The sequence below is a fragment of the Agrobacterium sp. MCAB5 genome (genome assembly GCF_052114365.1).
Classification (GTDB): Bacteria; Pseudomonadota; Alphaproteobacteria; order Rhizobiales; family Rhizobiaceae; genus Agrobacterium; species Agrobacterium tumefaciens.
Window position 1 is genome coordinate 41,995 of the sequence record NZ_JBFREP010000009.1, and the last position, 24,707, is coordinate 66,701.

Annotated in this window: 22 protein-coding genes and 2 pseudogenes; 18 read left to right on the plus strand and 6 right to left on the minus strand. The window is 57.7% G+C overall.

What is annotated here, in order from left to right:
• Positions 1–21 precede the first annotated feature (21 nt).
• The gene (gene tagF / locus AB4Z23_RS19105) at positions 22–1,434 is read left to right on the plus strand and encodes a type VI secretion system-associated protein TagF (RefSeq protein ID WP_441360607.1); all 1,413 of its coding nucleotides are present in this window, start codon (positions 22–24) and stop codon (positions 1,432–1,434) included.
• Positions 1,424–2,311, plus strand: coding sequence for a protein kinase domain-containing protein (locus AB4Z23_RS19110; protein WP_441360608.1), 888 nt, complete (start codon positions 1,424–1,426; stop codon positions 2,309–2,311). The genes tagF and AB4Z23_RS19110 overlap by 11 nt, the downstream gene beginning before the upstream one ends.
• 11 nt (positions 2,312–2,322) lie before the next feature.
• On the opposite strand, the gene AB4Z23_RS19115 is transcribed toward AB4Z23_RS19110, so the two are convergent.
• The 3 genes and pseudogenes from AB4Z23_RS19115 to AB4Z23_RS19125 all read right to left on the minus strand — a co-directional run bounded on the left by AB4Z23_RS19115 (position 2,323) and on the right by AB4Z23_RS19125 (position 5,377).
• Complete coding sequence (locus tag AB4Z23_RS19115; protein ID WP_153793834.1) at positions 2,323–3,459, minus strand: polysaccharide biosynthesis/export family protein; 1,137 nt, start codon at positions 3,457–3,459, stop codon at positions 2,323–2,325.
• 571 nt (positions 3,460–4,030) lie between these two features.
• Positions 4,031–4,604: pseudogene (locus tag AB4Z23_RS19120) on the minus strand (SRPBCC domain-containing protein); the annotation flags it as partial.
• Positions 4,605–4,909: 305 nt separating this feature from the next.
• Positions 4,910–5,377: an Lrp/AsnC family transcriptional regulator gene (locus AB4Z23_RS19125; protein ID WP_019566776.1), complete on the minus strand. Its 468-nt coding sequence runs from the start codon at positions 5,375–5,377 to the stop codon at positions 4,910–4,912.
• A gap of 120 nt (positions 5,378–5,497) precedes the next feature.
• On the opposite strand from AB4Z23_RS19125, the gene AB4Z23_RS19130 reads away from it, so the two are divergent.
• The 15 genes and pseudogenes from AB4Z23_RS19130 (at position 5,498) to AB4Z23_RS19200 (ending at position 21,856) form a co-directional block, all read left to right on the plus strand.
• The gene (locus AB4Z23_RS19130) at positions 5,498–6,976 is read left to right on the plus strand and encodes an NAD-dependent succinate-semialdehyde dehydrogenase (RefSeq protein ID WP_441360609.1); all 1,479 of its coding nucleotides are present in this window, start codon (positions 5,498–5,500) and stop codon (positions 6,974–6,976) included.
• A gap of 14 nt (positions 6,977–6,990) precedes the next feature.
• On the plus strand, positions 6,991–8,394 hold the full coding sequence (locus tag AB4Z23_RS19135) for an aspartate aminotransferase family protein (protein ID WP_112401796.1): 1,404 nt from the start codon (positions 6,991–6,993) through the stop codon (positions 8,392–8,394).
• Positions 8,395–8,553: 159 nt separating this feature from the next.
• Entirely contained in the window at positions 8,554–10,002 is a 1,449-nt protein-coding gene (gene ehuR / locus AB4Z23_RS19140; protein WP_076845943.1) for a MocR-like ectoine utilization transcription factor EhuR, read from the plus strand.
• Positions 10,003–10,070: 68 nt separating this feature from the next.
• Positions 10,071–11,090, plus strand: coding sequence for a hydroxyectoine utilization dehydratase EutB (gene eutB, locus AB4Z23_RS19145; protein ID WP_441360610.1), 1,020 nt, complete (start codon positions 10,071–10,073; stop codon positions 11,088–11,090).
• Positions 11,087–12,100, plus strand: a complete 1,014-nt coding sequence (gene eutC / locus AB4Z23_RS19150) for an ectoine utilization protein EutC (protein ID WP_441360611.1) — start codon at positions 11,087–11,089, stop codon at positions 12,098–12,100. The genes eutB and eutC overlap by 4 nt, the downstream gene beginning before the upstream one ends.
• Positions 12,097–13,275 carry an ectoine hydrolase DoeA gene (gene doeA / locus AB4Z23_RS19155; protein WP_441360612.1) on the plus strand — a complete coding sequence of 393 codons (1,179 nt, stop codon included), beginning with the start codon at positions 12,097–12,099 and terminating at the stop codon, positions 13,273–13,275. Before eutC ends, doeA begins: the two co-directional genes overlap by 4 nt.
• A gap of 3 nt (positions 13,276–13,278) precedes the next feature.
• Complete coding sequence (doeB, locus tag AB4Z23_RS19160; protein ID WP_441360613.1) at positions 13,279–14,292, plus strand: N(2)-acetyl-L-2,4-diaminobutanoate deacetylase DoeB; 1,014 nt, start codon at positions 13,279–13,281, stop codon at positions 14,290–14,292.
• 60 nt (positions 14,293–14,352) lie between these two features.
• Entirely contained in the window at positions 14,353–15,204 is an 852-nt protein-coding gene (ehuB, locus tag AB4Z23_RS19165; RefSeq protein WP_441360614.1) for an ectoine/hydroxyectoine ABC transporter substrate-binding protein EhuB, read from the plus strand.
• 60 nt (positions 15,205–15,264) lie between these two features.
• Positions 15,265–15,930 (plus strand): ectoine/hydroxyectoine ABC transporter permease subunit EhuC, encoded by a 666-nt coding sequence (ehuC, locus tag AB4Z23_RS19170; protein ID WP_019566767.1) that lies wholly within the window; start codon positions 15,265–15,267, stop codon positions 15,928–15,930.
• Positions 15,931–15,942: 12 nt separating this feature from the next.
• Positions 15,943–16,635: an ectoine/hydroxyectoine ABC transporter permease subunit EhuD gene (gene ehuD, locus AB4Z23_RS19175; protein ID WP_004431448.1), complete on the plus strand. Its 693-nt coding sequence runs from the start codon at positions 15,943–15,945 to the stop codon at positions 16,633–16,635.
• Positions 16,632–17,411 carry an ectoine/hydroxyectoine ABC transporter ATP-binding protein EhuA gene (gene ehuA / locus AB4Z23_RS19180; protein ID WP_112524571.1) on the plus strand — a complete coding sequence of 260 codons (780 nt, stop codon included), beginning with the start codon at positions 16,632–16,634 and terminating at the stop codon, positions 17,409–17,411. Before ehuD ends, ehuA begins: the two co-directional genes overlap by 4 nt.
• A gap of 208 nt (positions 17,412–17,619) precedes the next feature.
• The gene (locus AB4Z23_RS19185) at positions 17,620–18,144 is read left to right on the plus strand and encodes a GNAT family N-acetyltransferase (RefSeq protein WP_111796496.1); all 525 of its coding nucleotides are present in this window, start codon (positions 17,620–17,622) and stop codon (positions 18,142–18,144) included.
• Positions 18,145–18,837: 693 nt separating this feature from the next.
• Positions 18,838–19,233 (plus strand): annotated as a pseudogene (locus tag AB4Z23_RS19190) (flagellin N-terminal helical domain-containing protein); the annotation flags it as partial.
• Positions 19,234–20,205: 972 nt separating this feature from the next.
• Entirely contained in the window at positions 20,206–20,682 is a 477-nt protein-coding gene (locus AB4Z23_RS19195; RefSeq protein ID WP_441360677.1) for a flagellin, read from the plus strand.
• Positions 20,683–21,370: 688 nt separating this feature from the next.
• Positions 21,371–21,856, plus strand: a complete 486-nt coding sequence (locus AB4Z23_RS19200; protein ID WP_441360615.1) for a cupin — start codon at positions 21,371–21,373, stop codon at positions 21,854–21,856.
• A gap of 69 nt (positions 21,857–21,925) precedes the next feature.
• On the opposite strand, the gene AB4Z23_RS19205 is transcribed toward AB4Z23_RS19200, so the two are convergent.
• Positions 21,926–22,522, minus strand: coding sequence for a TetR/AcrR family transcriptional regulator (locus AB4Z23_RS19205; RefSeq protein WP_441360616.1), 597 nt, complete (start codon positions 22,520–22,522; stop codon positions 21,926–21,928).
• Positions 22,523–22,603: 81 nt separating this feature from the next.
• On the opposite strand from AB4Z23_RS19205, the gene bdcA reads away from it, so the two are divergent.
• Positions 22,604–23,311, plus strand: a complete 708-nt coding sequence (gene bdcA, locus AB4Z23_RS19210; RefSeq protein ID WP_441360617.1) for an SDR family oxidoreductase — start codon at positions 22,604–22,606, stop codon at positions 23,309–23,311.
• A gap of 127 nt (positions 23,312–23,438) precedes the next feature.
• On the opposite strand, the gene AB4Z23_RS19215 is transcribed toward bdcA, so the two are convergent.
• The gene (locus AB4Z23_RS19215; protein WP_113049256.1) at positions 23,439–24,143 is read right to left on the minus strand and encodes an anti-sigma factor domain-containing protein; all 705 of its coding nucleotides are present in this window, start codon (positions 24,141–24,143) and stop codon (positions 23,439–23,441) included.
• Positions 24,140–24,685 (minus strand): sigma-70 family RNA polymerase sigma factor, encoded by a 546-nt coding sequence (locus tag AB4Z23_RS19220; RefSeq protein ID WP_025594844.1) that lies wholly within the window; start codon positions 24,683–24,685, stop codon positions 24,140–24,142. The genes AB4Z23_RS19215 and AB4Z23_RS19220 overlap by 4 nt, the downstream gene beginning before the upstream one ends.
• Between the last annotated feature and the right edge of the window lie 22 nt (positions 24,686–24,707).

Genomic DNA, 24,707 nt, shown 5'->3' on the forward strand with positions numbered 1-24,707 from the left:
GACAGCGGGTCATCGCAACTGATGGCCGATCAGGCATCAAGGTCCACGCAAACGGCGACGGAAAGCGATCGCATCGGTTTCTTCGGCAAGGTCCCAAGTCATGGCGATTTCATCTCCGATGGGCTCGAGCGGGAATTGATCGGTACCTTTGACGGCTGGATGCGATCCGGCATGCACGCCGGTGCGGATATGTTTACGGGCCGATGGCCCGAAATATTCTCTTCGTCGCCACCCATACGCTTCATCATTGAGCGCGGCATATGGGGAAACTGCGCCTATGTCGGTGTACTGGTGCCGAGTGCGGACCGGGTGGGACGCAAATATCCGCTCGCCATCATCGCGCAGCTCAATGGCTTCCGCGAACATCCACGAAGCCTCTATCTCGACGACACCTGGTTCATGGCCGCGGAGGCGCTGGCGGAGACATCGATGACCCGCGATTTCGACATCTCCCGGTTTATTACTTCGATCAAAAAACTACGTCTGCCAAAATCGCGGGAAGAGGAGGATGTGCCGGAAATGGTGCGCGGCCGTATGCCGACGAGCCTCTGGTGGTATATCGATCCCATCAGCCGTCGTGCCCGCGGCCTCAAATTTGACGGCAAACCCAAAGCCTCCGATTTCCTGCGTCTCTTTAGCGACATGCCGGGCAAAGGCGGCGAGGACCGTTCAACGCCAGCGCCAATTCCAGCAACGGCGCACGAGGAAACAAAACAGCAAATGCCGCCCGTGGCGCCAGCGAGTGGGCCGGCAGCGAAACAGCCGTCATCTGTGACCTACAGCTATGCCACACACCCTGGAACGCGGCTTTCCCTGAATGCGGACGCTCTTTTCGTTTCCCAGACACCTTCCCTCTTCGCCATAGCGGATGGACAAGGTGATTCGCACAGCGCTGCAGAGGCCGCCCGTCTCGCCACGAATATTCTTGCGGAAACGCCAGATGCCGAAAACCCGGAGATGATGGCGCAACAGATCAGGGGAAGGCTTGGCACAATCAACAGCCTGCTCCTCTCCCGCCAGACGACCGGTGCCGATGTCAGGCCGATGGCCAGCGTCGTCATAGCTTCGATCATCTCGCGCAGGCTGAGCGTCCTGTGGTCTGGTGATGCGCGCGCCTATCTCCTGAAAAACGGCACCATGCACCAGCTTTCGCGCGATCACGTCGTTGTCGGCATGAAAAAGCAACTCTCGCAATGTGTCGGGCTTTCCCAGCAGTTCCGGCCGGACATCGTTTTCGAGGAGTGGGGTTTGCAGGACAGGGTCCTGCTGTGCAGTTACCCGCTGGTGCAGATCCTCCGGGACCGCGCCATCGCCGAGATCGTCTTCAACACCCCGGTCAAGGATTGCGCCAATGCCCTGGTCCAGGAAGCTCTCATCGAAAACGCCCGCGAGAATATAAGCGCTATTGTGATTGGAAACCGGCGTGAACAATGAACTTGCCTATCCGGAGGTAGCCGCCCGCTTTTCCGACCTTTGGCGAAGCATCCGCCATGAGGGCACGCGGCAAAGAAGCTATCAGGAGCAGCAAGACCTGATCGACCAGATCCGAAATGCGCTGGATCGAAAATTACCAGATGTTTCTGGCGAAAAACCGGACTGGATTGCGGACAGCTTTGCCGTGAATTTCACAGCTTACCAGAGCGAGACGACACTTTTGCTCCAATTGCGCCACCGCGATCTCGGCTCGCTGCACGCGCTTAAAACCGTGCCGCCTGCCCGCAGGGACGACACCGTTTTGCTGCACCGTTTATGGGACGAGGCCGAGATCGGGGTCGCGCTGCGCCATCCCTGCCTTGTGGAAACGTCCGCCCTTTTGCGGTTACCCGATGGTCGGCCGGGTCTGTTGCAGCCGTGGTTTGCGCACTCACTGGCATCGATCATATCTGCGCAACCGATTGCCGCCTCGGAGGCGATCGTGATCCTTCGCCGCGTGCTGCAAGCGCTGAGTGCAGTGCATGCATTTGGATATGTGCACTGCGACGTCACGCCCGCCAATATTCTGCTGTCGGATGGTAAGTTCGAAACGGCAAGACTGGGCGACTTCGGCATCGCCCTGCAGATTGGTCGTAAACACGCCGGACAGGGCCTGCGCTTTGCTGCCTCAACTGAATTTTCGCCGCCGGAACAGATGCAAGGCGCACCTGCAAAGCCGGATCAGGATATATATGCCGTGGGACGGCTCGCCAGGCGGCTAATCGAGACGGATAAGGCACAATCACCGCAATGCCTCGCAGATCTTGCGGACGCCTGTTGCCATTATGATCCCGCTTTGCGCCCACAATCGGCAATGGAAGCTTTACAGCTTCTGTAACGCCTCATTGGTCAGTTGCCGCCGCCGGGAAGCGGCGCCGCCGCAGTCGGCACACTCTTCTGGAACACGGTCAGCAGCTTGGCCGAATCCACCAGCGGCGCGTTGCTGGCATAGAGCACATCACCCTTCTGCATCTGGAAGAGCTGCATGAGTGCGATGCTGGAAGCGTCGCGCATGTTGACGTGATATATCACAGGCCGCATGGTCGTGGCCGTCGCGACCGGACCTTTCGCGCCCGGTATCCTTGCGGCTGGAACCTGAACAATCTCATTGCGGAAGACATAGACATTGCGCGCGTCTGCGCGGTCATCCAGCAAGCCACCGGCGCGGCCGACGGCCTGCGCAAGGGTCAGCTTTCCGGCTTCAAACTGGAATTCACCGGCACTCTTGAAGGCACCGAGTGCGGTGTAGCTCGCCGCGTCGCCATCGATCATGATCTGATCATCCGGTGACAGGCGGATGTTCTGACGGTCTTCCCGCATGACGCGGTCAAGAGGCACGCTGGCCCTTTGCGAGCCGCGAACGACGGTGACCGTGGCCGCGCCCGCAGCGACAGTAGGGCCACCTGCTTGATTGAGCGCATCGAGCACCCGCTCCTGCCGGGCGGTGAGCACGATCTTTCCGGGATTTTTCACCGCGCCGCTGAGCATGACGGCGCTCGTCGGCTTATCAACGACAGTAACGACGGCCTGCGGATTCACGGCCGACCCCTTGAGGCCGGCAACGACCTGCGATTGCAGCCCTTCCGGTGTGGAATCAACAACCCTCTGTTTGCCAACAAAGGGAATATTCACCGAGCCGCTCTGATCCACTGTAAAGCGGCCGAGATTAAGCGTCTTGCTCTGTGTCGGGGAGAAAAGTCCGTCTTCTCCCGTATCCAGCACGGTAATGTCGATAACGTCGCCGCGCCGCAACCTCTGAGCGTTGTAACCGGTGTTGCGAAGCGCGGTAAGGCCGGGCCCGGAGGCGTTCTGTGTACTTGCGGCGGAAACCGTGGCTGCCGATGCGTTAGCCAGCTCGATGACGGGGATTTTCTCGTTGGTTCGCGGTAAAGTCGCAGACCGAATATTGCCTGCGGTCGGTCCGTCAGATGGCTTTGCACATGCGCTCAAAAGAGCCATCAGCAAAATCGCCCCCAACTTTTTCATCCCTCGTCCCCTCAATGATTCAACCTGACGCAGAGATAACATCCCGACACGTCATCGCAACAACTTTAGCGGTTGCAATTTATGGAAAACCTTCTGTCGAAAGAAAGGGTGTGACCATTCCGCAACCTTTTTGGATCCGGCCGAAGCAAACTCCTAGAATGCACCGATGAGAAATAAGCAGGACAACGACTCCGGTGGCGGCAATTGGCTTCTCCAAACCGGATGCAGGAGCCAAGGCTTTCAACAATCCCGCAGCGCCGAAATCAGCCCGCCCTCAAAACGATCCCGAGCACTTGTTTCCTGTTTACATCGTTGGAATGCCATCACCGACAGAAAAAGGCTGTCTGCCGCAGCAAACTTGCTCCCCTATACACAGTTGACAAAAACCCGTTGAGCCGATGGAAGCCGTTTCCTTATCAAGGAACTCGCCGCTGATTGCAGCCGCTCGCTTTGGCGTTCGTGTGGCTTTCCCACGATCTCCGCCACCCGCACTGGTTCTGATGATTTTATCGAGCTTCCCTGGCGCGGCTCAAACGGGTCCAGTTGCTGTCTACAGCGCGGAACAACTTTCTCAAGGCGATAGGATCGCTGCTGATGAGTCAAAGCGCTCCAGCCTGCCCAACGTTTGCAGACCCAGTTCCACGGCACCGAAACCCTTCGCTCGCTGGAACTCGGCTTCCGCGCTGAACACCATGCCCAGCACAACTTTCGTCGTGCCATCCTGATTTCCAGGCCCACGCATCGGCATGTTTTGGCCCGTTTTCGCCCCATAGCAGCGTATAGGCGATCCTCTCTTCGGACCGGACCTCGATATAACGATGATGGTTCGGAAAGACTGTTCCGCCAGGGCCGATCATGTCAAAGACCCATGCGCCGCCGGTCCGCCGGTCAATGCTCTTCATGCGGCGGGAAAAGCCGTCAGGGCCCCGCTATCGTGGCAGCGCCTCTTTGTTCATCCAGCCTTTCCAGACGATGTTTCGCGGCACCTTCATCGTTCGCTCCAGCACCATGGTTCGCCCGGCCACGCTGGCCAGATTGTTGAGACCGGCACTGAAACCTTGTTGATAGCCATCGCGCATATCCTCCGCCAGCGAGGAAAGCCGCTCCGTTACGGTCAAGCGGCTACGCTCTTTAACAGCCTGAAATGTGTTTCAGCGTGGGATTTGACCCCTCCATGGCGCGAGAGGCTGATCCCCGCCACGCCGAAGAAACGGCAAATTGATCAGCGTGTTAACCTGCCCCAACCAGGGTCAATTTTTCCGCGAGGCGTACAGGAAACGATAGACGTCGCCGCGCCTGTGATACGTGGCATAGGCGTCGAAATCCGTAGGTTTAAAACGGCGAAGGGTTAACTGCGAGGTCTGGATGGGTAGAGAGGTCTCAGGAAACATTCATCAGCCTTTTCAACCACCCCGGACGTCTAGTGGCGAGATCTGTGAACCGCAAGTCGTCAAACCTCGATCGGAAAGGAAAATCCGGCCTTTACCCGGTCCATGACGACCATGGTCTTGAAGCCCTTGATATCGTGGTTTTCGTAAAAGAACCGCCGGGTAAAGGCCTCATAGTCCTCCATGTCCTTGGCGGTGATGACCAGAATGAAGTCGGCATCTCCCGTCACATAATATCCGATCATCACTTCCCGGGTCGCGCGGATGGCCGCCTTGAAGCGATCGACAATATCGGCGCGTTCGCGCTCCAGTGAAACGAGCACGATCATGGTAATGCCGCGCCCAACGGCCTTCGGCGACACGATGGCGACATCCGCTTCGATGACGCCATCTTCGCGCAGACGTTTGAGGCGCCGCTGGCATGCGGTCGGTGAAAGATTGACGAGTTGCGCCAGCTCTTCCGACGTAAGGCGATTGTTTTTTTGAACGGCCTCAAGCAACGCCTTGTCCGCTCTATCGAGAGTATTCATGCACAAATCCTGCGTACGGAACCTAAAATAAGCGAAATTCCGGCTTGAACGATATAATTAACGCAGTCAACCGCTCAATGCGCTTGATTAGTCTCCCTGTAAATCTACCGGGAGCTCCATATGAGAAGTATTGCAAGCACTGCATTAAAAAACCTGCGGCGGCCCGATTTGATCGAGCGACGCGCTTTTCTCCATGGCAGTTGGGCTGCTCGCGATGAAACGCTCAGTGTCATTGATCCGGCGACCGGAGAAGATCTCATCAGTGTGGCGGCATGTTCGCTTGAGGATGCGGATGATGCCGTCAGTACCGCGAAAAATGCCTTTCTAGAATGGCGCGACAAGCTTCCAACCGAACGGGGCCAGATCTTGCGTGAATGGGGCAAGTTGATGCGCAACAACGCGCATGATCTCGCCGTCATAATGACGGCCGAACAGGGCAAACCACTCTCGGAATCGCTTGGTGAAATTGCTTACGCTGCCAATTTCCTTGATTGGTTTGCCGGCGAAGGCGAGCGCGCCTACGGCGAGACGATACCGAGCCATTTGCCCGACAGCCGTGTCTCGGTCCAGATGCAGCCGCTAGGCGTCACCGTAGCCATCACCCCGTGGAACTTTCCCTCTGCTATGATCACCCGCAAAGCGGGCGCAGCGCTTGCCGCTGGCTGCACAATGATCGTCAAACCGGCGCCTGAAACACCCCTCTCGGCGCTCGCTTTGGCAAAGCTCGCTGAGGAAGCTGAAATGCCCGCCGGCGTATTCCAGGTCATCACTGGTCACGCCGCACCACTTGCGCATCGTCTGTTGCAACACACCGATGTGCGCGCATTTTCCTTTACCGGCTCGACTGAAATCGGTCGTATTTTGCTGGCGCAATCGGCGGCGACCATCAAGAGGGCCTCGCTGGAACTTGGAGGTCACGCGCCCTTCATCCTGTTCGACGACGCCGATGTCTCCAAAGCCGTAAAAGGTTGCATCGGGGCGAAATTCGCAACATCGGGGCAGGACTGCCTCGCTGCCAACCGGATTTACGTCCAGCGAGGTATTTATGACCGCTTCGTCAGTCAGTTCGGCAAGGCAAGTGCCGAACTCAAGGTCGGCCACGGTTTCGAGGCTGGCATCGATATAGGGCCGATGACACGCCCCTCCGTCGCTGAAAAGTGCCGCAAGCAAATCGCGCAGGCCCTCTCTGCCGGTGCACAACTCATCTGCGGCGGGCAGGACAGTCCGCTCGGCGGCAATTTTGTCACCCCGACCGTGCTGGCCGATGTCACAGACGACATGCTGATCGCGCGGGAGGAGACCTTCGGTCCGGTGGCCGCGATCTTGCCATTCGATGACGAGCGGGAGGTCGTGCGACGCGCCAACTCGACGGAGATGGGGCTTGCGGCCTATCTCTACACCAACGATCTCGGCCGGGCGATGCGTCTGACGCATCAACTGGAATATGGCATGGTAGCCGTCAACACGCCGAAATTTACCGGCGCGCCCGTTCCCTTCGGCGGCTGGAAACAGTCCGGCCTTGGTCGTGAGGGCTCGCGTCATGGTCTCATGGAATATCTCGAACCCAAATATGTCTGCTTCGGCAACTTAGCTGCGTGAAAAGGAACTCGCCTATGACAATCGACGTCAAGAATATTGCGGAAATGGATCGAAACGCCGTTTTGCACCCTTTCACGCAGCTCAAGGATTTTGCCAGCGGCAAACTCGGCGAGCCCACCATTGTCGAAACCGGCAAGGGCATCCGCATTCAGGACGCGCACGGCAAGCAGTTGATCGACGGTTTCGCCGGTCTGTATTGCGTTAATGTCGGTTATGGACGTACCGAGGTGGCTGAGGCGATTTCACGTCAGGCCTACCGCCTTGCCTATTATCATTCCTATGCCGCCCACACGACGGATGAGCTGGCCATCCTTTCCGATCGCCTCGTCAGAATGGCACCAGGCAAAATGAGCAAGGTCTTCTACGGCATGTCAGGGTCAGACGCCAACGAGACACAGGCCAAGCTCGTTTGGTATTACAACAATCTGCGCGGCAAGCCGCACAAGAAAAAAATCATCTCCCGCGAACGGGGATATCACGGCTGCAGCGTGGTTTCCGGCTCAATGACCGGCATGAGTTTTTATCACGACCATATGGACCTTCCACGGGCCGGCATCCTGCATACAGGCGTTCCGCATCACTATTGGGGCGCAGAAGCCGGTGAGACGGAGCTGGAATTTTCGAGGCGGCGCGCGGAAGAGCTGGACGCGCTTATTCTGCGCGAAGGACCGGACACGATTGGTGCATTCATCGCCGAGCCGGTGCTCGGAACGGGCGGTATCACACCGCCGCCGGAAGGTTACTGGCCGGCCATCCAGGAGGTTCTCAAAAAATACGATGTCCTGTTGATTGCCGATGAGGTTATTACCGGCTTCGGCCGCACGGGTTCGATGTTTGGTTCACAGCATTATGGCATCGAGCCGGATCTGATCACCGTCGCTAAAGGCCTGACCTCGGCCTATTTCCCGCTTTCGGGCGCTATCGTCGGGGAGAAAGTCTACAAGGTGATGGAGGAAGGCGCGGATCGCGTCGGCGCCTTCTCCCACGGCTACACCTATTCCGGCCATCCTATCGGAGCGGCGGCTGCAAACGCCGTGCTCGACATCGTCGAAAAGGAAGACCTGCCAGGCAATGCACGAGCCGTTGGGAGCTATTTCCAGGAACAACTGAAGGCGAAGTTCGCTCAGCTTCCGATCGTCGGCGAGGTGCGCGGTGTGGGACTGATGGGCGCTATCGAATTCGTGGCGGACCGGGAAAAAAAGACGCGTTTTGCCCCTCAACTCACGGTGGGTGCACGCGTTTCCAAGGCAGCGCGCAACGGCGGTCTCATAGCACGCGCCATGCCGCATGGCGATATTCTGGGCTTTGCACCGCCGCTCGTTACGACCCGGGAGGAGGTCGACGAGATCATCGCCATTGCTGAAGCCGCTGTGCGCAGTGTCATGGATGATCTTGTCCAGGCCGGCGAGAAAATCTGATCGGCAGCTTCAGTTTTCAACGTCGCAAATGCTGCTCATTTCGACGGCAACTGCGCCTCTTTGCAGCGCAGTTGCCGTCTGCGCTGCATAAGGCTTCATCTTTTCATAGAAGCATGCATAATGTCATGAAATTACCTTCGTCGAAAACGAGACAATTTCATGCGTCGTCAAGCCAATTCACCCAGCCCAGATCCAGTTTCCCCAACGAGACCGGTGGCATGGCGACCGAAGCTAGCCAAGCAGAAAGGCGAAACGAAACATTCCGCACTGACGGAACGCATCATTGCTGATATCGACGCCGGCGTTCTGAAGCCGATGGACCGCATGCCGACACACCGCGATCTGGCCCGCGAACTCGGCCTTTCTGTCCAGACGGTCAGCCTTTCCTACAAGGAGGCGGAGCGGCTTGGTTATCTCAGCGGCGAAATTGGCCGCGGAACCTTCGTGAAGACGCGGGTGACGGAGCGGGCAGGTCGTATGATGCTTGATCACAGCCCAACCGAGGTGCTCGATCTATCCATCATCCGCGGCGTTTACCTCGATGACCATGAAAATGCCTCGCGCGCCATTCTTCGCGAGATGGCCGATGGTGACAATTCTGGCTTCATGCGCCCCTGCCGGCCGGTCGCGGGGCTCGAGAGCCATCGCGAAACAGCCAGAACATGGCTTGGGATGATGGGCGTGACAGCCGGCCCGGAACGCATTCTTGTCACCAATGGCGCGGCGCACGGCATTTTTCTCGCTCTGAGCTGCATTATCCGCTCCAACGACGTGGTGCTCTGTGAAAACCTGACCGACCACGGCATCATCGGCCTGTCTAATATCCTCGGCTTCAGCCTAAAGGGCTTACCCACCGACGAAGAAGGCATTTTGCCCGAAGCGCTGGAGGCCGCCTGCGCAGCCGGAGGTGTCCGCGCTCTGGTGCTCATTCCCACGCTTAACAACCCGACCGGGCATGTGTCGGGCGCAGCGCGAAGGCAGGCCATCGCAGCAATTGCCGAGCGGTACGGCATTTTTGTCATCGAGGACGAGGTCTACCGTCCGATGATCGAGGATGATCTCCCATCCATCACCGAAATGCTGCCTGATCTGGGCTTCTTCGTCACCAGCTTCACCAAGACAGTGTTGACAGGGCTGCGCGTCGGTTATCTCGTCGTGCCACCCGCCTATTCCATCCGCGCCGCCTCCATCCTGCGTGTGTCGAGCTGGAGCGGGACATATCTCACGGCCGAGATCGCTACGCGTTGGGTCGAAAACGGCACGGCACGGCTGCTGCTGGATGTCCAGCGCACCGAGGCCCGTGCGCGGCAGAAAATCGCCATGGACATACTGGGCCACCATATAGGGTCGACCCACCCCCTCTCCCTCTGCGCCTGGCTGAAGGTTCCGCAGCGCTGGACGGAGGACGGCCTGGTGCGCGCGCTCACGAACCAGAACGTCGCGGTAACCCCGTCAGAACCATTTATTGCCGGTCCTAGCCATGGCGGCGGCATTCGCATATGCCTCGGCGGCCGCCTCAATCATGCAAGCCTCGCCAGGGCTTTGACCACCGTGCGGCAGACATTCGAGCAACTGCCGCCGGTCTACGATATCGGGTCAATCGGCTGAGGCTGCCATCCGAAAATCATTGAATCATTACAATATAATAATTGACATGATTTTATTTCGCTCTCAACATGACAATCATGAAGAGCGAAAACCTGTCCATATCCGCCGCCGACAACTTGCTTCCAGTCTCACTGACCGCGATAAAGCGAGCGGCGGCGCGGATTGCGGGACAGGCGGAGCGCACACCGCTGGTTCGCTCGGACTTTCTCTCTGAGCGCTGTGGTCATGCCGTTCATCTCAAACTTGAAACCCTTCAGCCCATCGGCGCCTTCAAACTGCGCGGCGCGATGAACGCCATTCTCTCGCTAGACGATACGACGCGCCAGCGTGGCCTCGTCACCGCCTCGACGGGCAATCATGGCCGGGCCGTGGCCTATGCCGCAGACAAACTCGGCATCCCCGCCACAATCTGCATGTCGGCGCTGGTGCCGGCAAACAAGGTGGAGGCGATCCGCGCGCTCGGCGCGGAAATCCGGATTGTCGGCGGATCACAGGATGATGCGCAGGAGGAAGTGGAGCGCCTGACCAAAAGCAGAGGCCTGACCGCTATCCCGCCTTTCGATCACGCCGACGTCGTGGCCGGCCAGGGCACTATCGGCCTCGAGGTCGTCGAAGACATGCCTGAACTGGCGACAATTCTCGTTCCTCTATCGGGCGGTGGCCTTGCGGGCGGTATCGCCGTTGCGGTGAAGGCGCTGAAGCCGGAGGCACGTGTCATCGGCGTTTCCATGCAGCGGGGCGCGGCCATGCATGCGTCAGTCACTGCCGGGCGGCCCGTCACCATCCATGAAGAAGAAACGCTGGCGGATTCGCTGGGAGGGGGGATTGGATTGAAAAACCGCATCACATTTGCGCTCTGCCAATCTCTTCTCGACGAGATCGTGCTGGTATCCGAGGAAGAGATCGCAGCCGGCATCCGCCATGCGACGCATGAAGAAGGTCTGACAGTCGAGGGTGCCGGCGCAGTCGGTTTCGCGGCGATCCTCTTCGGCAAGGTGGACATCACCGGCCCAACCGCGATCATAGTGTCGGGTGGAAATATCGATCCGGCGGTTCACAAGACGATCATCGAAGGGCCTGCCGCATGAGCCAAATCACCATCCTAACCGAAAAAGATCTGCGCGCTGTCGTGAAGCTCGACCTCTCAGCAGTCGAGTGCGTGGAGCAGGCCTTTGCAGCGCTCGCAACCGAAGCGGTCGCCATGCCGCCGATCTTGCGGCTCGATATACCAGAGTTTCGTGGCGAGGTGGATGTAAAGACGGCTTATGTGCCGGGTTTCGACGGTTTCGCCATCAAGGTCAGCCCCGGCTTTTTCGACAATCCCAAACTCGGTCTGCCGAGCCTCAACGGGCTGATGATCCTCTTCAGCGCAAGGACGGGACTGGTGGAGGCCCTTCTTCTCGATAACGGCTACCTCACAGATGTGCGTACCGCCGCAGCCGGGGCGGTCGCAGCACGGCATCTCGCCCGTAAAGATGCTTCCGTCGCAGCAATTCTCGGAGCGGGCATGCAAGCCCGTCTGCAGTTCGATGCGCTGAAACTGGTGCGACCCATTCAATCCGCACGCATCTGGGCTCGTGACCATCAGAAGGCCGAGGGGCTCGCAGGCGATCTGGCCCGCCAACACGGTATCGAGGTCATCGCCGCGGCCGATCCGCAGACCGCTGTCCGGGGCGCCGACATCGTCGTGACCACGACGCCAGCCGAAAAGCCGATCCTGTTTGCCGGCTGGCTTGAAGAAGGCCAGCATCTGACGGCCATGGGATCGGATGCCGAACACAAGAACGAGATTGATCCGGCCGTATTTTCCAGGGCGCGCTATATCGCAGACCGGCTTTCGCAGACCCGAATTCTCGGTGAATTGCACCACGCTATCGCCGCGGGGCCTGTAACGCAGGATCAGGAATTCACCGAGCTCGGTGCTGTCATCGCTGGCAAGGCACGCGGTCGCGTATCGAGGGACGACATCACCTTTGCCGATCTGACCGGCACCGGAGTGCAGGACACCGCCATCGCCAATCTCGCCTTTACCCGCGCAAAAGACGCCGGCAGCGGCCAAATCATCGAAAACAGTGTGAAAATGGGAGACGCAGCGTGAGCGTAACGCTGAACTTTACGCGCGAGGAATATGCCGCGCGCCTGTCCAAAACCCGCGACGCCATGGAAAAGGCAGGCATCGACCTGCTTGTCGTCACCGACCCATCCAACATGCATTGGCTGACGGGCTATGACGGCTGGTCCTTCTATGTCCACCAATGCGTGCTGGTGCCGCCGCAAGGCGAGCCGATCTGGTATGGCCGCAAGCAGGATGCCAATGGCGCCAAGCGCACCGCCTACCTCGCCCAGGACAACATCATCGGTTATCCTGACCACTACGTTCAATCGACCGAACGGCATCCGATGGATCTGTTGTCGAAGATCGTCGATGACCGGGGCTGGTCAGGCCTGTCGGTCGGCGCCGAGATGGACAATTATTATTTCTCGGCTGCTGCCTTTGCATCCTTGCGGAAACATCTGCCGAACGCCCGCTTCAAGGATGCCGCCGGTCTTGTAAACTGGCAGCGCGCGGTCAAAAGCCCGACCGAACTCGACTATATGCGCAAGGCCGGCAAGATCGTCGAGCTGATGCACAAACGTATCGTTGACGTAGTCGAGCCGGGCATGCGCAAATGCGATCTCGTCGCCGAGATCTACGATGCCGGCATTCGTGGCACCGCGGAATTCGGCGGGGATTATCCCGCGATCGTACCGTTGCTCCCGTCGGGTGCCGATGCTTCTGCGCCGCATCTGACATGGGACGACAAGCCGATGCGCTTGGGCGAAGGCACCTTCTTTGAAATCGCCGGCGCTTATCGCCGTTATCATTGCCCGCTCTCTCGCACTGTCTTTCTCGGCAAGCCGACGAAGGCGTTCCTTGATGCGGAGAAGGCCACGCTTGAGGGCATGGAGGCCGGTCTTGCGGCTGCCAAACCCGGCAATACCTGCGAAGATATCGCCAATGGGTTTTTCGCGGTGCTAAAAAAATACGGGATCATCAAGGACAACCGAACCGGTTATCCCATCGGCCTCTCTTATCCGCCGGACTGGGGCGAGCGCACCATGAGCCTGCGCCCCGGCGACCGCACGGAGCTGAAGCCCGGTATGACGTTCCATTTCATGACCGGTTTGTGGTTGGACGACATGGGGCTCGAAATCACCGAGAGTATCGCCATTACCGAAACGGGTGTCGAATGCCTCTCCAATGTGCCGCGGCAACTGTTCGTGAAAGGCTGAGAGATGTTAAGCACCGCGCTACGCCCCTCACCTATCACGTCTTCGGTCGGTTTTGACAGGAAAGGCGTGCAGCACGGTCATCTGCGGCTACCATACAGCCGCGATGACAGTGCATGGGGGTCGGTAATGATCCCGATCTGCGTGATCGCCAACGGCGAGGGGCCGACAGCCCTTTTGACCGGCGCCAATCACGGCGACGAATATGAGGGGCCGGCCGCACTTTTCGAACTTGCCCACACACTCGATCCAGATGACGTCAGCGGGCGTATCATCATCGTGCCAGCACTCAACTATCCGGCCTTTCGCGCGGGAACACGCACCTCGCCGATCGACCGCGGGAACCTCAATCGCAGCTTTCCCGGTCGTCCGGACGGTTCCGTGACGGAGAAGATCGCCGATTACGTGACCCGCCATCTGTTACCGCTTGCGGATATCGTTCTTGATTTTCATTCAGGCGGCAGGACGCTTGATTTCCTGCCTTACGCTGCCGCTCACGAATTACCCGACAAGATACAGGAAGCCCGGTGCTTTGAGGCGGTGGCAGCTTTTGCTGCCCCCTATTCGATGAAGATGCTGGAGATTGACGCCGTCGGCATGCTGGACACGACGGCCGAGGAACTGGGAAGGGTCTTTGTCACCACCGAGCTTGGCGGCGCGGGCACGGCCAGCGCAAAATCGATCGACATCGCCCGCAAAGGTACCATCAACCTGCTGCGCCATGCAGGCATCCTGACCGGCGCCGCGGTGCCGGCGCCGAGCCGCTGGCTGGATATGCCCTCCAACGATTGCTTCACCTTTGCCGAAGATGACGGGCTCGTCGTCTTCGTCCGCGATCTCGGAGACACGGTCACGGCAGGTGAAACCATCGCCAGGGTCTACCCTGTTGGAAAAACCGGTCTTGCGCCGGTCGAATACCGCGCCTCTATCAGTGGCGTGCTCGCAGCGCGCCACGTTCCCGGCCTCATCAAGGCCGGCGACTGCCTTTCCGTCATCGCCACGGTCACGGAGAATACCTAGTCCGAAGAATGAAGTGAGATCCGAAAACGGACCACGCAACCCAACCAGAGGAGTTAGAACATGAATATGACAAAACTCGCCGGGCTTTCCGCCCTTGCTCTTTCCATCAGCGTGACAGCGGTCAACGCACTCACCCTCGAGGAGGTGAAGAAGCAAGGCTACATTCGCGCAGCGACTGCCAATGAAGTGCCCTATTCATACATGCAGCCCGACGGCACCTCTGCCGGCATCGGCCCCGATGTCGCAAATGCAGTTCTGAAATCGATGGGCATCGAGGAGGTCAACTGGACGGTGACCCCATTCGGCACGCTGATCCCCGGGCTGAAGGCGCGTCGCTTCGATTTCGCAGCCGCCGAACAGAACATTTCGCCCGAGCGCTGCAAGCAGGTGGCCTTCACCGAACCGAACTCGTCCTATGGCGAAGGCCTGCTGGTGAAGAAAGGAAATCCTAAAAAGCTGACCACCTATGCCGATATTGCCAAGGATCCTGCATTGAAGGTCGCCGTCGTATCTGGCGCCAACAATGTAGACTTCCTGCGCGCCGTCGGCGTCAAGGAAGATCAGATCGTCTTCATCCCGGCCAATGCAGATGCCATCCCCACTGTCCAGAGCCGCGCCGATGCCTATGCCGCCACGGAACTGACAGTGTCAGAACTGGCCAAGGGCCAGGCTAATGTCGAGCAGGTGAAGCCCTTCGTTGATCCTGTCGTGAAGGATGCGCCTGTGCGCAACTACGGCGGTTTCGCTTTCCGGCCGGAGGACAAAGAATTGCGTGACGCCTTCAACGCCGCGCTCGTCGAATTCCGCAAGACCGAAGACTACAAGAAAATCCTCGCAAAATACGGCCTCTCCGAACAGAGTATCGCGGCAGCGGCCGAAAAGAAGGTCGCCGATCTCTGCGCCGGAAAATGACGCCAGCCGGCGCCCGGGCATTACCGGGCGCCGATTACCATGAACTCGGGAACACTCCAGATGGACATGACCGCCTACCTGCCGATGTTGTGGCAAGGCGCCGTCGTCACCATGACGATTACGCTCGCAGCCCTTGTTGTCGGCACGGTACTCGCCTTTTTCTTCGGCATTCTTCGCGTCGAGGGTGGACCAATCCTCTCGACTGTCGCATTGTGCTACACGGAGGTGTTTCGCGGCACCTCGCTGCTGGTCCAGCTTTTCTGGTTCTATTACGCGCTGCCGCTCGTCGGTCTGAGTTTCGATCCGGTCACCACCGGCGTCATGGTGCTCGCCGCCCATGCGGGTGGGTATGGCGCCGAGATCGTTCGCGGCGCGTTATCTTCCGTTTCGGTGCAGCAGCTGGAAGCCGCACGAGCGCTGAACTTCACGCGGATGCAGACGCTGTTTCGCATTTCCTTGCCGCAGGCGATCGTCGAGATGATGCCGTCCTTCGGCAATCTGGCTATCGAAACGCTGAAGCTTTCCTCACTTGTATCGCTGATCTCGATTGCCGACCTCACCTTCGCGGCACAGTCGATCCGCAACCTGACGCTGGATAGCACCAGCATCTATTCGATCACACTCCTCTGTTATTTCGCGATGTCGCTGATCCTGATGGCCATCATCCGGGTGATCGAACATGTCGTGCGGCGCGGCAATGTGTTTCCGCGCACTCGCCATTCGTAAGGATATTCAGTCATGATGTATGGTTACGAATGGGACACGACCACCTGGATTACCTACACGACCTCGATCCTGCCCATCATTTTGATCGGCCTGACGGTAACGCTGAAAGCAGCCGCCGCCGGCTTTGCCATCGCGCTTATTCTGGGGCTGGTTTTTGCGCTGCTGCGCCGCAGTCGGGTGAAATTGATTTCATGGCCGACCGCAGTTGTTGTCGAATTCCTTCGCGACACTCCGCTTCTGGTGCAGCTTTTCTTCCTCTATTACGTTCTTCCGGAATTCGGCATCGTTCTGCCGGCGTTTCTCACCGGCGCGCTGGCGCTCGGCCTTCAATATGCCGCCTATACGTCTGAGGTCTATCGCGGCGGCATGGAGGCGGTACATCATGGCCAGTGGGAAGCCGCGACTGCGCTTAATCTGACGCGCATGCAGACGTATCGGGATATCATCATCCCGCAGGCCATCCCGCGCATAGTTCCGGCCATGGGCAACTATCTTGTCGCCATGATCAAGGAAACGCCGGTGCTTTCCGTCGTCACGGTTCTAGAGATGATGGGGCTGGCAAACATGATCGGCGAGCGCACCTTCGAATATCTGGTGCCGCTGACGCTTGTCGGCCTGATCTTCCTTCTTCTGACCATAATCTGCTCAGCAGGCCTCAGCCGCCTGCAAAGGGCGCTTCCAAAAGCAGGAATACCCTTGCGATGACAAACAATACCAATCAACCGCTGATCGAATTTTCCGATGTCACAAAGCGGTTCGGCATTTTGACGGTCCTCGACCAGTTCAATTTCAGCGTGGCAAAAGGTGAAAAAGTCACTCTCATCGGTCCTTCCGGCTCCGGTAAGTCGACGGTTCTGCGCATTCTCATGACGCTGGAACCGTTCCAGGAGGGAAAGCTGACGCTGGCGGACATTTCCTACCATCAGGCCGGCGGCAAAGGCCCCTTCCAAGCCTCGGAAAAACACCTGCGCCAGATCCGTAACCACGTCGGCATGGTTTTTCAGAGCTTCAACCTCTTCCCTCATATGACGGTGCTGCGCAACATCGTGGAGGCGCCGGTGCGTGTACTGGGCATTGCCCGTCCGGAGGCAGAAGCACGGGCGATCGAACTCCTGAAGATGGTTGGCCTGGCCGACAAGAAGGATCACTATCCAGTGCAGCTTTCCGGCGGCCAGCAGCAGCGTGTCGCGATTGCCCGCTCTCTTGCCATGCGCCCGCGTGTCCTGCTTTTTGACGAACCAACCTCCGCCCTAGACCCCCAGCTGGTTGGCGAAGTGCTTTCCGTCATCCGTGGCCTGGCCCACGAGCACGATTTGACCATGTTACTTGTTACCCACGAGATGCGTTTCGCTCGGGAAGTGTCGGACCGGGTCTGCTTCTTCGACAAAGGGCGTATTTGTGAGCAAGGAACGCCAGAAGAAATCTTCGGCGCACCAAAGGAAGATCGGACCCGCGAGTTCCTGTCATCCGTTCTGCGGTAACCGCACTCTCACAGGCGCGAGAAACAGCCAACCATGAGGCAGCATTACGACGCGTCGTTTTCCTTGTTCAAGTGGGTCAGTTACAAACGGTGTGGGGCCTCCAAGATATCGTGCATGACCCGGGTTAATTGACATCATGTCACCTCCTGATTTTTGGTTACGGCCTGATACCCGATCGCAAAAATTCCTGAACACACTGGAGTGTCACGTGCCCCTCATTACAACGACCGAACGGCTGCACATACGCGAAATCGTGGAGGCCGATCTCGCTTTTCTCGCCAGGATTTATAGCGACGCCGTCTGTATGCAATATTATGCTGGCATCAAGTCGCATTTAGAGACGCGCGCATGGTTTGAGCAACTCGCGTTCGACAGCTACAATCGCCATGGCTTCGGTCTATGGGCCGTTGTCGATGCAACATCGAACGAGGTCATCGGTGATTGCGGGATTACGCTACAGCAAACCCCTGCGGGGTTCGAGCCTGAAATCGGGTATCATTTATGGCGCGAATTCTGGGGACAGGGTTTTGCAACCGAGGCGGCGATCGCCTGCCGCGACTACGCTTTTCAAAATCTTGGTCTGCGCAGAGTGGTCAGTATCACCAGCTCGGACAACATACCCTCGCAAAAGGTTGCGCAACGCGTGCACGACAGGAAAGAAATCTATCAGAAACGGCTCCGCGGTACGCTCGTGGATCGCTATCTCTATATCAGCGAAAAATGCTATCCCTAACAACCGGCGTTATCCATCGCGGACGTCACTCAGGCTCTATGATCTGCCCGCGCGGTAAATCAGCTCCCTCAGCATGGCGCAGGAATACGGCCAGCGGTCATCCTCGCGCTTGAATTCCGGTTCGGACATCGCCGCGATCTCATGGAGGTAATTAGGTTTCAGCCACAGGAGGAAACATCCTGCGACGCCCTACCGACGCGCAAAGTCCTCCTCGGCAACCACAGCGGTGCCGTAGACCTAGCCGGTCTTTTTGGCGTCTGAAGACGTTCCGATGGAATTCGATTTAAATTTTGAATAAAGGAATGCTGAGAGCGCTACCCCACTAGACGCCGAGGGAGAGTGGCGCGGCAACGTCTTCGTCGAGCGCCTCTGGCGGCCGATCAGATGCGACAAGGTGTACCTCCACGCCTACAAAACCTAGTTTGATGTCCGCGTTTGTATCGGTCGATCGCTGACTTTTGACAAACCCTAAGCCCACATCTATCCCTTCCAGGAAAACGGCAGGATCAGGCTTACTCCAACGCGCGATAACAGCAATGATGGCGGCAGCATACATCCTGAGAGCGAAAACGGGAGGATGCTGCTAGTCCTGATAACATACTGACAACGTTTCGTTAACCATCCAAATGCTTGTATTAGTACATTAAAAATTGCTCATGAAGAGCCCGATTCTAGCAAATTCTGAGCTTGTACATGGCATCAATCCTGACCAACATTGCAGCCATCTCTGCGCTGCAAACCCTTCGCTCAATATCTTCCAGCTTGGAGAGTTCCCAAAAAGCTGTATCATCTGGGCTACGGGTGGTAACGGCTTCCGACAACGCGGCATATTGGTCAATTTCAACAACCATGCGCTCCGACAATGGTGCACTCTCTGCGGTTCAAGACACACTTGGTCTTGGCGCGGCAAAGGTTGATGTTGCTTACGCGGGTATCGATTCAGTTATCGCCGTGCTGGACAAGTTCAAATCAAAGCTTGTCGCTGCAACCGACGAAGGTGTGGATAAGACGAAAATCCAGACGGAGTTGGATCAACTAAAAAAGCAAATTGTCAGCACCGCAGAATCCGCGAGTTTCAGCGGTCAAAATTGGCTGAATACCAACATTATCGACATATATGACAGCGCGTTGAATAGATCGTCGGTCGCCTCTTCGTTCTTGCGCTCGGCGTCCGACGTCTCCGTCAAAACGATAGGTATCGATCTTTCGAAGATATCGCTCTTTAACAGCACGGGCGGCGGGCTGCTTCAGGCAGACGCGCGGGACATAAAAACAATCGGCGGACTTCGATCCTTGATATCCACGTCGAATCCTGAGGCTATCGTGAGCGACTATACAGCGTATGACGGCGTTGATGGATCTTCGGGATATATGGTTCCCCGATATGAATTGGGAAGCGCAGGCACTGTTTTTCTGAAGTTCCCGGCTGCAACACCTTTGGACTTCAATCAGCCAGGAGCCGAGATCAGCTTTACAATCATCCTGGACAAGGAGGCTTCCAATCCAGATGGTCATGCCGGGGCTACTGGCAACATCCAGGAACTTCCCGGACCCTATTATGGTGGTTACCCCGCAACCGTCACCATTACCAAAGCAGATGTCGATGCCTACAATGTCGGGCTAGGCGGGATTGTCTCTACGAATACCCAGTTTGCCGGGGTGCTCAACGCAAAGCTCGTGTCACTTGGTGCGTCAGCATCGGCTAACCGATTGACAGGCTCCCCTCCGATCCACGATCCAGAAGCGATAGCAATCACGACGCTTCAGCAGCACGGATACGGCTCCTATGTCGAGATCTCCGCCGTCAACAGCGTTGGCGTCAGTACAGGCGGTCTTAAGCCAGACCTCGATTTCGGATTTCGTGGCTCAGGCGTCGCGCTGAACTTCGAGCCATTTATCGTTCATAGGGATGGAAAGGACGAAGCCGGCATCGATGTTAGTTTCACATTTTCAGTGAACGGTTCTTCACCTGTTTCCTATTCGTTTAACCGGCACTACGTGAATGAAGTGCTGAACCGCGACGACGGCAAGGTCTCGTCGCCAGAGGACATGGCTACTCTAATGCAAGCCTTACTTGGCACAGACTGGCCAGATCTCATTATTCAAGCTGACGCAGGGTCGGTTGTCATCAAGTCAAATCCAGATGTGGATAGACAATGGGGTGCTGGAACACGAATCAACTTCGATAATATCCGGGTTAGCAACGAACCACGCTCCACCCTAAATTTACTCGACCTTGACATCGTAAAGAACCACGATCTGATCGATACCTACATAACGTATATTGAAAATGTGACAGCCAATTCGATTGACGGCGCAGCTATGCTCGGAGCAATTCAAACCCGCATTGATTTGCAAGCGGGTTTCGCCGCAAGCCTCTCAGATTCGATTAGCAGGGGAATTGGCCGCCTGGTGGATGCGGATATGAATGACGAATCGATCAGGCTGAAGGCCCTTCAAACCCAGCAGCAGCTCGGTGTTCAATCGCTACAAATCGCAAACAGCCGCTCGGAGACCATCCTCGATCTATTTCGCTAGTTCCGGGTCGATAGATTGAAAGTCGCCGCGCCGCTGTGGTTCAATTGGCCCACCCCTCCCAAACAGTCGCAAGGTGTTCTCCTGATTGATACTTTAGATAGATTGCAAATATCAGTCGCAAGCGATAAAAAATGCCGCCGCGCGTCCCCTGAAACAGGCCGCGGCATGAGGCCTCGTCGCGGTATTGCGAGCGACAGGCCTCTTTTTGAATACGACGCACGCACAAAATGCCGCAGTAGTGAGCGGATTGTATTGTTCATTCTTGCAGCGTCCGCTGCCTTGGACACGATTCTTCCCTAGAACGCAGCTTGTTTGTAGCTCAGTATTTCGAGCTGCGATCACCATACAAATCGTCTTTCGGTTGTGATCGTTGCAGGAGATGAAATCTTTAAGAAATTTATCGAGGGGCCCCTCGCCACAAAACTCAAGCCGATGACGGCAAAACCTCGTACAATATTAAGCTGTGCATATTGCTGAGCAGTGTCGCCATAGCCCCATACCCTGAACATCATCCGCGAATATGCTCCCGCGACCACTTTTGGGTTATCATAGTCACTGATGGAACTGCTGCGCCGGCACGTTTATCCAATCGTAGCGCGAATGGCTGGCCAACCTCGCTCTGGCGGCGGAACAAGTGGTAGCTAGCTTAAAGGGTCTTAAGCCGACCAAATACGCAAGGAACATTCATATGAAAGTTGAAAAAATCACTTTCGATCCAAGCTGTCGGATCCCCAATAACCAGACCTTCCCTGTCATCATCTATCGGCAAGTCAGCTCGCCATTCGATTCCGCTGCTTTCGAGGCACTGTTCGCACGAAACGGATGGCGCGGCATCTGGCGCAATGGTGTGTTTGCCCATCACCATTACCACAGCGGCGCGCATGAAGTTCTGGGCGTGGGGGGCGGTGAAGCGACGCTGCAGATTGGCGGGCCGGATGGGCAACCCTTGCACGTTACGCAAGGTGACTGTCTGGTCTTGCCAGCCGGCACAGGCCACATGAAGCTGAAATCCTCTGCGCGTTTTCAGGTTGTCGGCGCTTATCCACCCGGCCAGGAGGCCGATGTTCAGACGTCTGCACCAACCAGTGCGATGCTTGCACAGATAAAGTCTTTGCCAAAGCCGACAACCGACCCCGTGTACGGAGCATCGGGTGGCCTGATCGATCTCTGGTGAGAATGAGCCGGGTTTTCGAAACCTGCCAGCTTCCTTCACTAGTAAGAAGTATTGAGATTGCTCCGTGATTCAAGCCTCGGAAAGCTCCTGCTGCACCGCTCCCCCCGCAACGCGCGCAATACTCAGGAGCCGCTCCACGTCGCGGCCAATCCGCGCCATGGCGGAGAGACCGACCATGGTCGAACTCACGAAATCCGCCAGACGCTCAGCCTCTTCCGGATGGCGCGCGGCAATATAGGAGCGGATCACGCCCTCTGCCGCCGTGTGAAAAACGCGGGCTGCGGCACGCGCCTCTTCATCGTCGCAGCGCGTACCTTCAAGAACGAGGCAGCCAGGGGCTGCGGAATGAGCGGCATAACGCCTTGCCGCATCTTCCAGCAACGCCGCAAGGCATTCCCCAACCGGACGGTCCGGCCGCAGGATATCGGCAAGAGGAATTGCTTCCGTGCCGGCGTAGAGATCAAGAACCCGCTTGTAGAGGCCCATCTTGCTACCGAAGGCGGCATAAAAGCTTGGCGGGTTGATGCCTAACACCGAGGTGATCTCCGCGACGCCCACAGCATCAAAGCCACGCGCGTGGAACAGCTGCTTGGCCGTGGCCACAGCCTGATCAGGATCAAAACGGCGCGGACGGCCGCGGGAGCGAATGTTTTTTGTATCGGTCATTACATAATATCTTGACGAGTGAGCTGCTTCGTATTTATGTATCGATCATTAAATTAATTTTCAAGGTCATGGAGAGTGCTCGTGTTTCAAGGAAAATCCGTTCTGGTTCTCGGCGGCAGCCGAGGCATAGGCGCAGCCATCGTGCGGCGGTTTGCAGTCGAAGGTGCAAAGGTAACGTTCACCTATGGCGCATCCCAAGGTGCGGCGGAAGAGCTGGCGAAAGTGACGGGCAGCACTGCCATACGGGCGGATAGCGCTGACCGCGACGAAGTCATCCGCGTCGTGCGTGACAGTGGTCCTCTGGACATATTGATCGTGAACTCCGGAATTGCCATTTTTGGCGATGCTCTCGACCAGGACCCTGATGCCATCGACCGTCTGTTTCAGATCAACATCCAGACGCCCTATCACGCCTCTGTGGAAGCGGCGCGGCAGATGCCTGACGGTGGCAGGATCATCGTTATCGGCTCGGTCAATGGAGACCGGATGCCGGTGCCGGGCATGGCCTCTTACGCCGTTTCCAAATCGGCCTTGCAGGGGCTGGCGCGCGGTTTGGCACGCGACTTCGGGCCGCGCGGCATCACCATCAACGTTGTGCAGCCCGGCCCTATCGACACCGACGCGAACCCGGAAAACGGGCCGATGAAGGACCTGATGCACAGCTTCATGGCACTCAAGCGCCATGGACGGCCGGAGGAAGTGGCCGGCATGGTGGCCTGGCTTTCCGGGCCTGAAGCCGGTTTTGTGACGGGCGCGATGCACACGATCGATGGCGCATTTGGCGCCTGATAAACAGATTGCCTGATTGTTTGCGGCCGGTTTCGGGACATCACGATGCTGTTGCTCCCGAAACCGGCGAATAGAATGCGGCGACGGAAATTTCGCCGCGATATTATCGGTTTTGCCTTTGGGCGATCTATCGCGGCATTCGCGCGAAGCCCTTCGCCAGGATTGGGCCGGTTGGCCTTCCTGTTGGTGATCCGCCTGCCTGTTCAAGCGTGATCTCGTAGAGCTGGTCGCTTCTGGGGGTCGGCAAAGCCGGTCCATCGAGACGCGCTGAACGGACGCCATCGATCAAGCCGAGCGAGACCGGGCCAACCTCCCTGGAGGGCAATGTCCATACCTGGATCGTCTTGTCTCCAGGCACTGCAAAATCGGCTAGCATCCGCACGTTTGCTCTTTCGTTGCCAAAATCCTCAACAACGGCCTGAACCTCACCCGTCTCGTTGACTAGGACTGCGATCACCAGTGGCTCCGTTGGCCGTGTCAGGCTAAGCGTAAGGCCGGCGGCGAGCACGACGGTTGCGGCAATGGCGGACACGGCAATGGCGCGCCAGCGGTTTGTGCTGTTGTCGTTTGCCGTGTGGGTGGGCTTGAGGGATGCGGATGTCGACTGGAGCGGCAGGCGGGATTCGATGTTGTTCCACAATTCTCCCTTGATGGCTGCCGGCTCGACGGTGGTATCGAGCGGCAGAAAACGCTCACGGCTGGCCGCGATTGCCGCCCGCAGTTCGCCATCCGATTCCATTGCTGCTTCAACAGCCGTGGCTTCGGAGGTCTCCAGCAAGCCCAATACATAGTCATCGGCGATGGCGGGAATATCTTTGCGCTCCATCATCATGCCATGCACTCCCGAAGCGCTGAAAGGCCGCGCCTGATCCAGGATTTCGTCGTTCCAAGCGGAATGCGCAACCGGCCAGCGATTTCGCCGTGGGAATATCCGGCCACGTAGGCCATCAGGATGCCCTGTCTCTTTGTCTCCTCAAGACCGCCGAGACATTCATAAAGGCGTGAATTCCGATCGAGCTTCTGCCATGCGGCCATTACTTCATCTGCCTGCGCGCCATCGCGGAGCGTTTCAACATCCTCCACGGGGAGTTCACGCCTGCTGTCGCGCAGAAGATTAAGCGCCCTGTTTCTGACGATCGCGTAAATCCAGCCGCGCGCCGACCCCTGATCTGCCCGATACTGGTGCGCATGGGTCCAGATGCGCACGAAGCTCTCCTGTACCACCTCTTCCGCCAGTTCCCTGCGCTTGACGATGCGCTCTGCCACTGCAATCAGCCGGCCTGCCTCGCGATCGAAAATCGCACGCAATGCGTTTTTGTCCCCTTTTGCGCAGGCAGTGAGCGCCCTGTGTAGATCGTCCGGCACGGAGCCCATCTGCATTTGAAACCTTTCAACG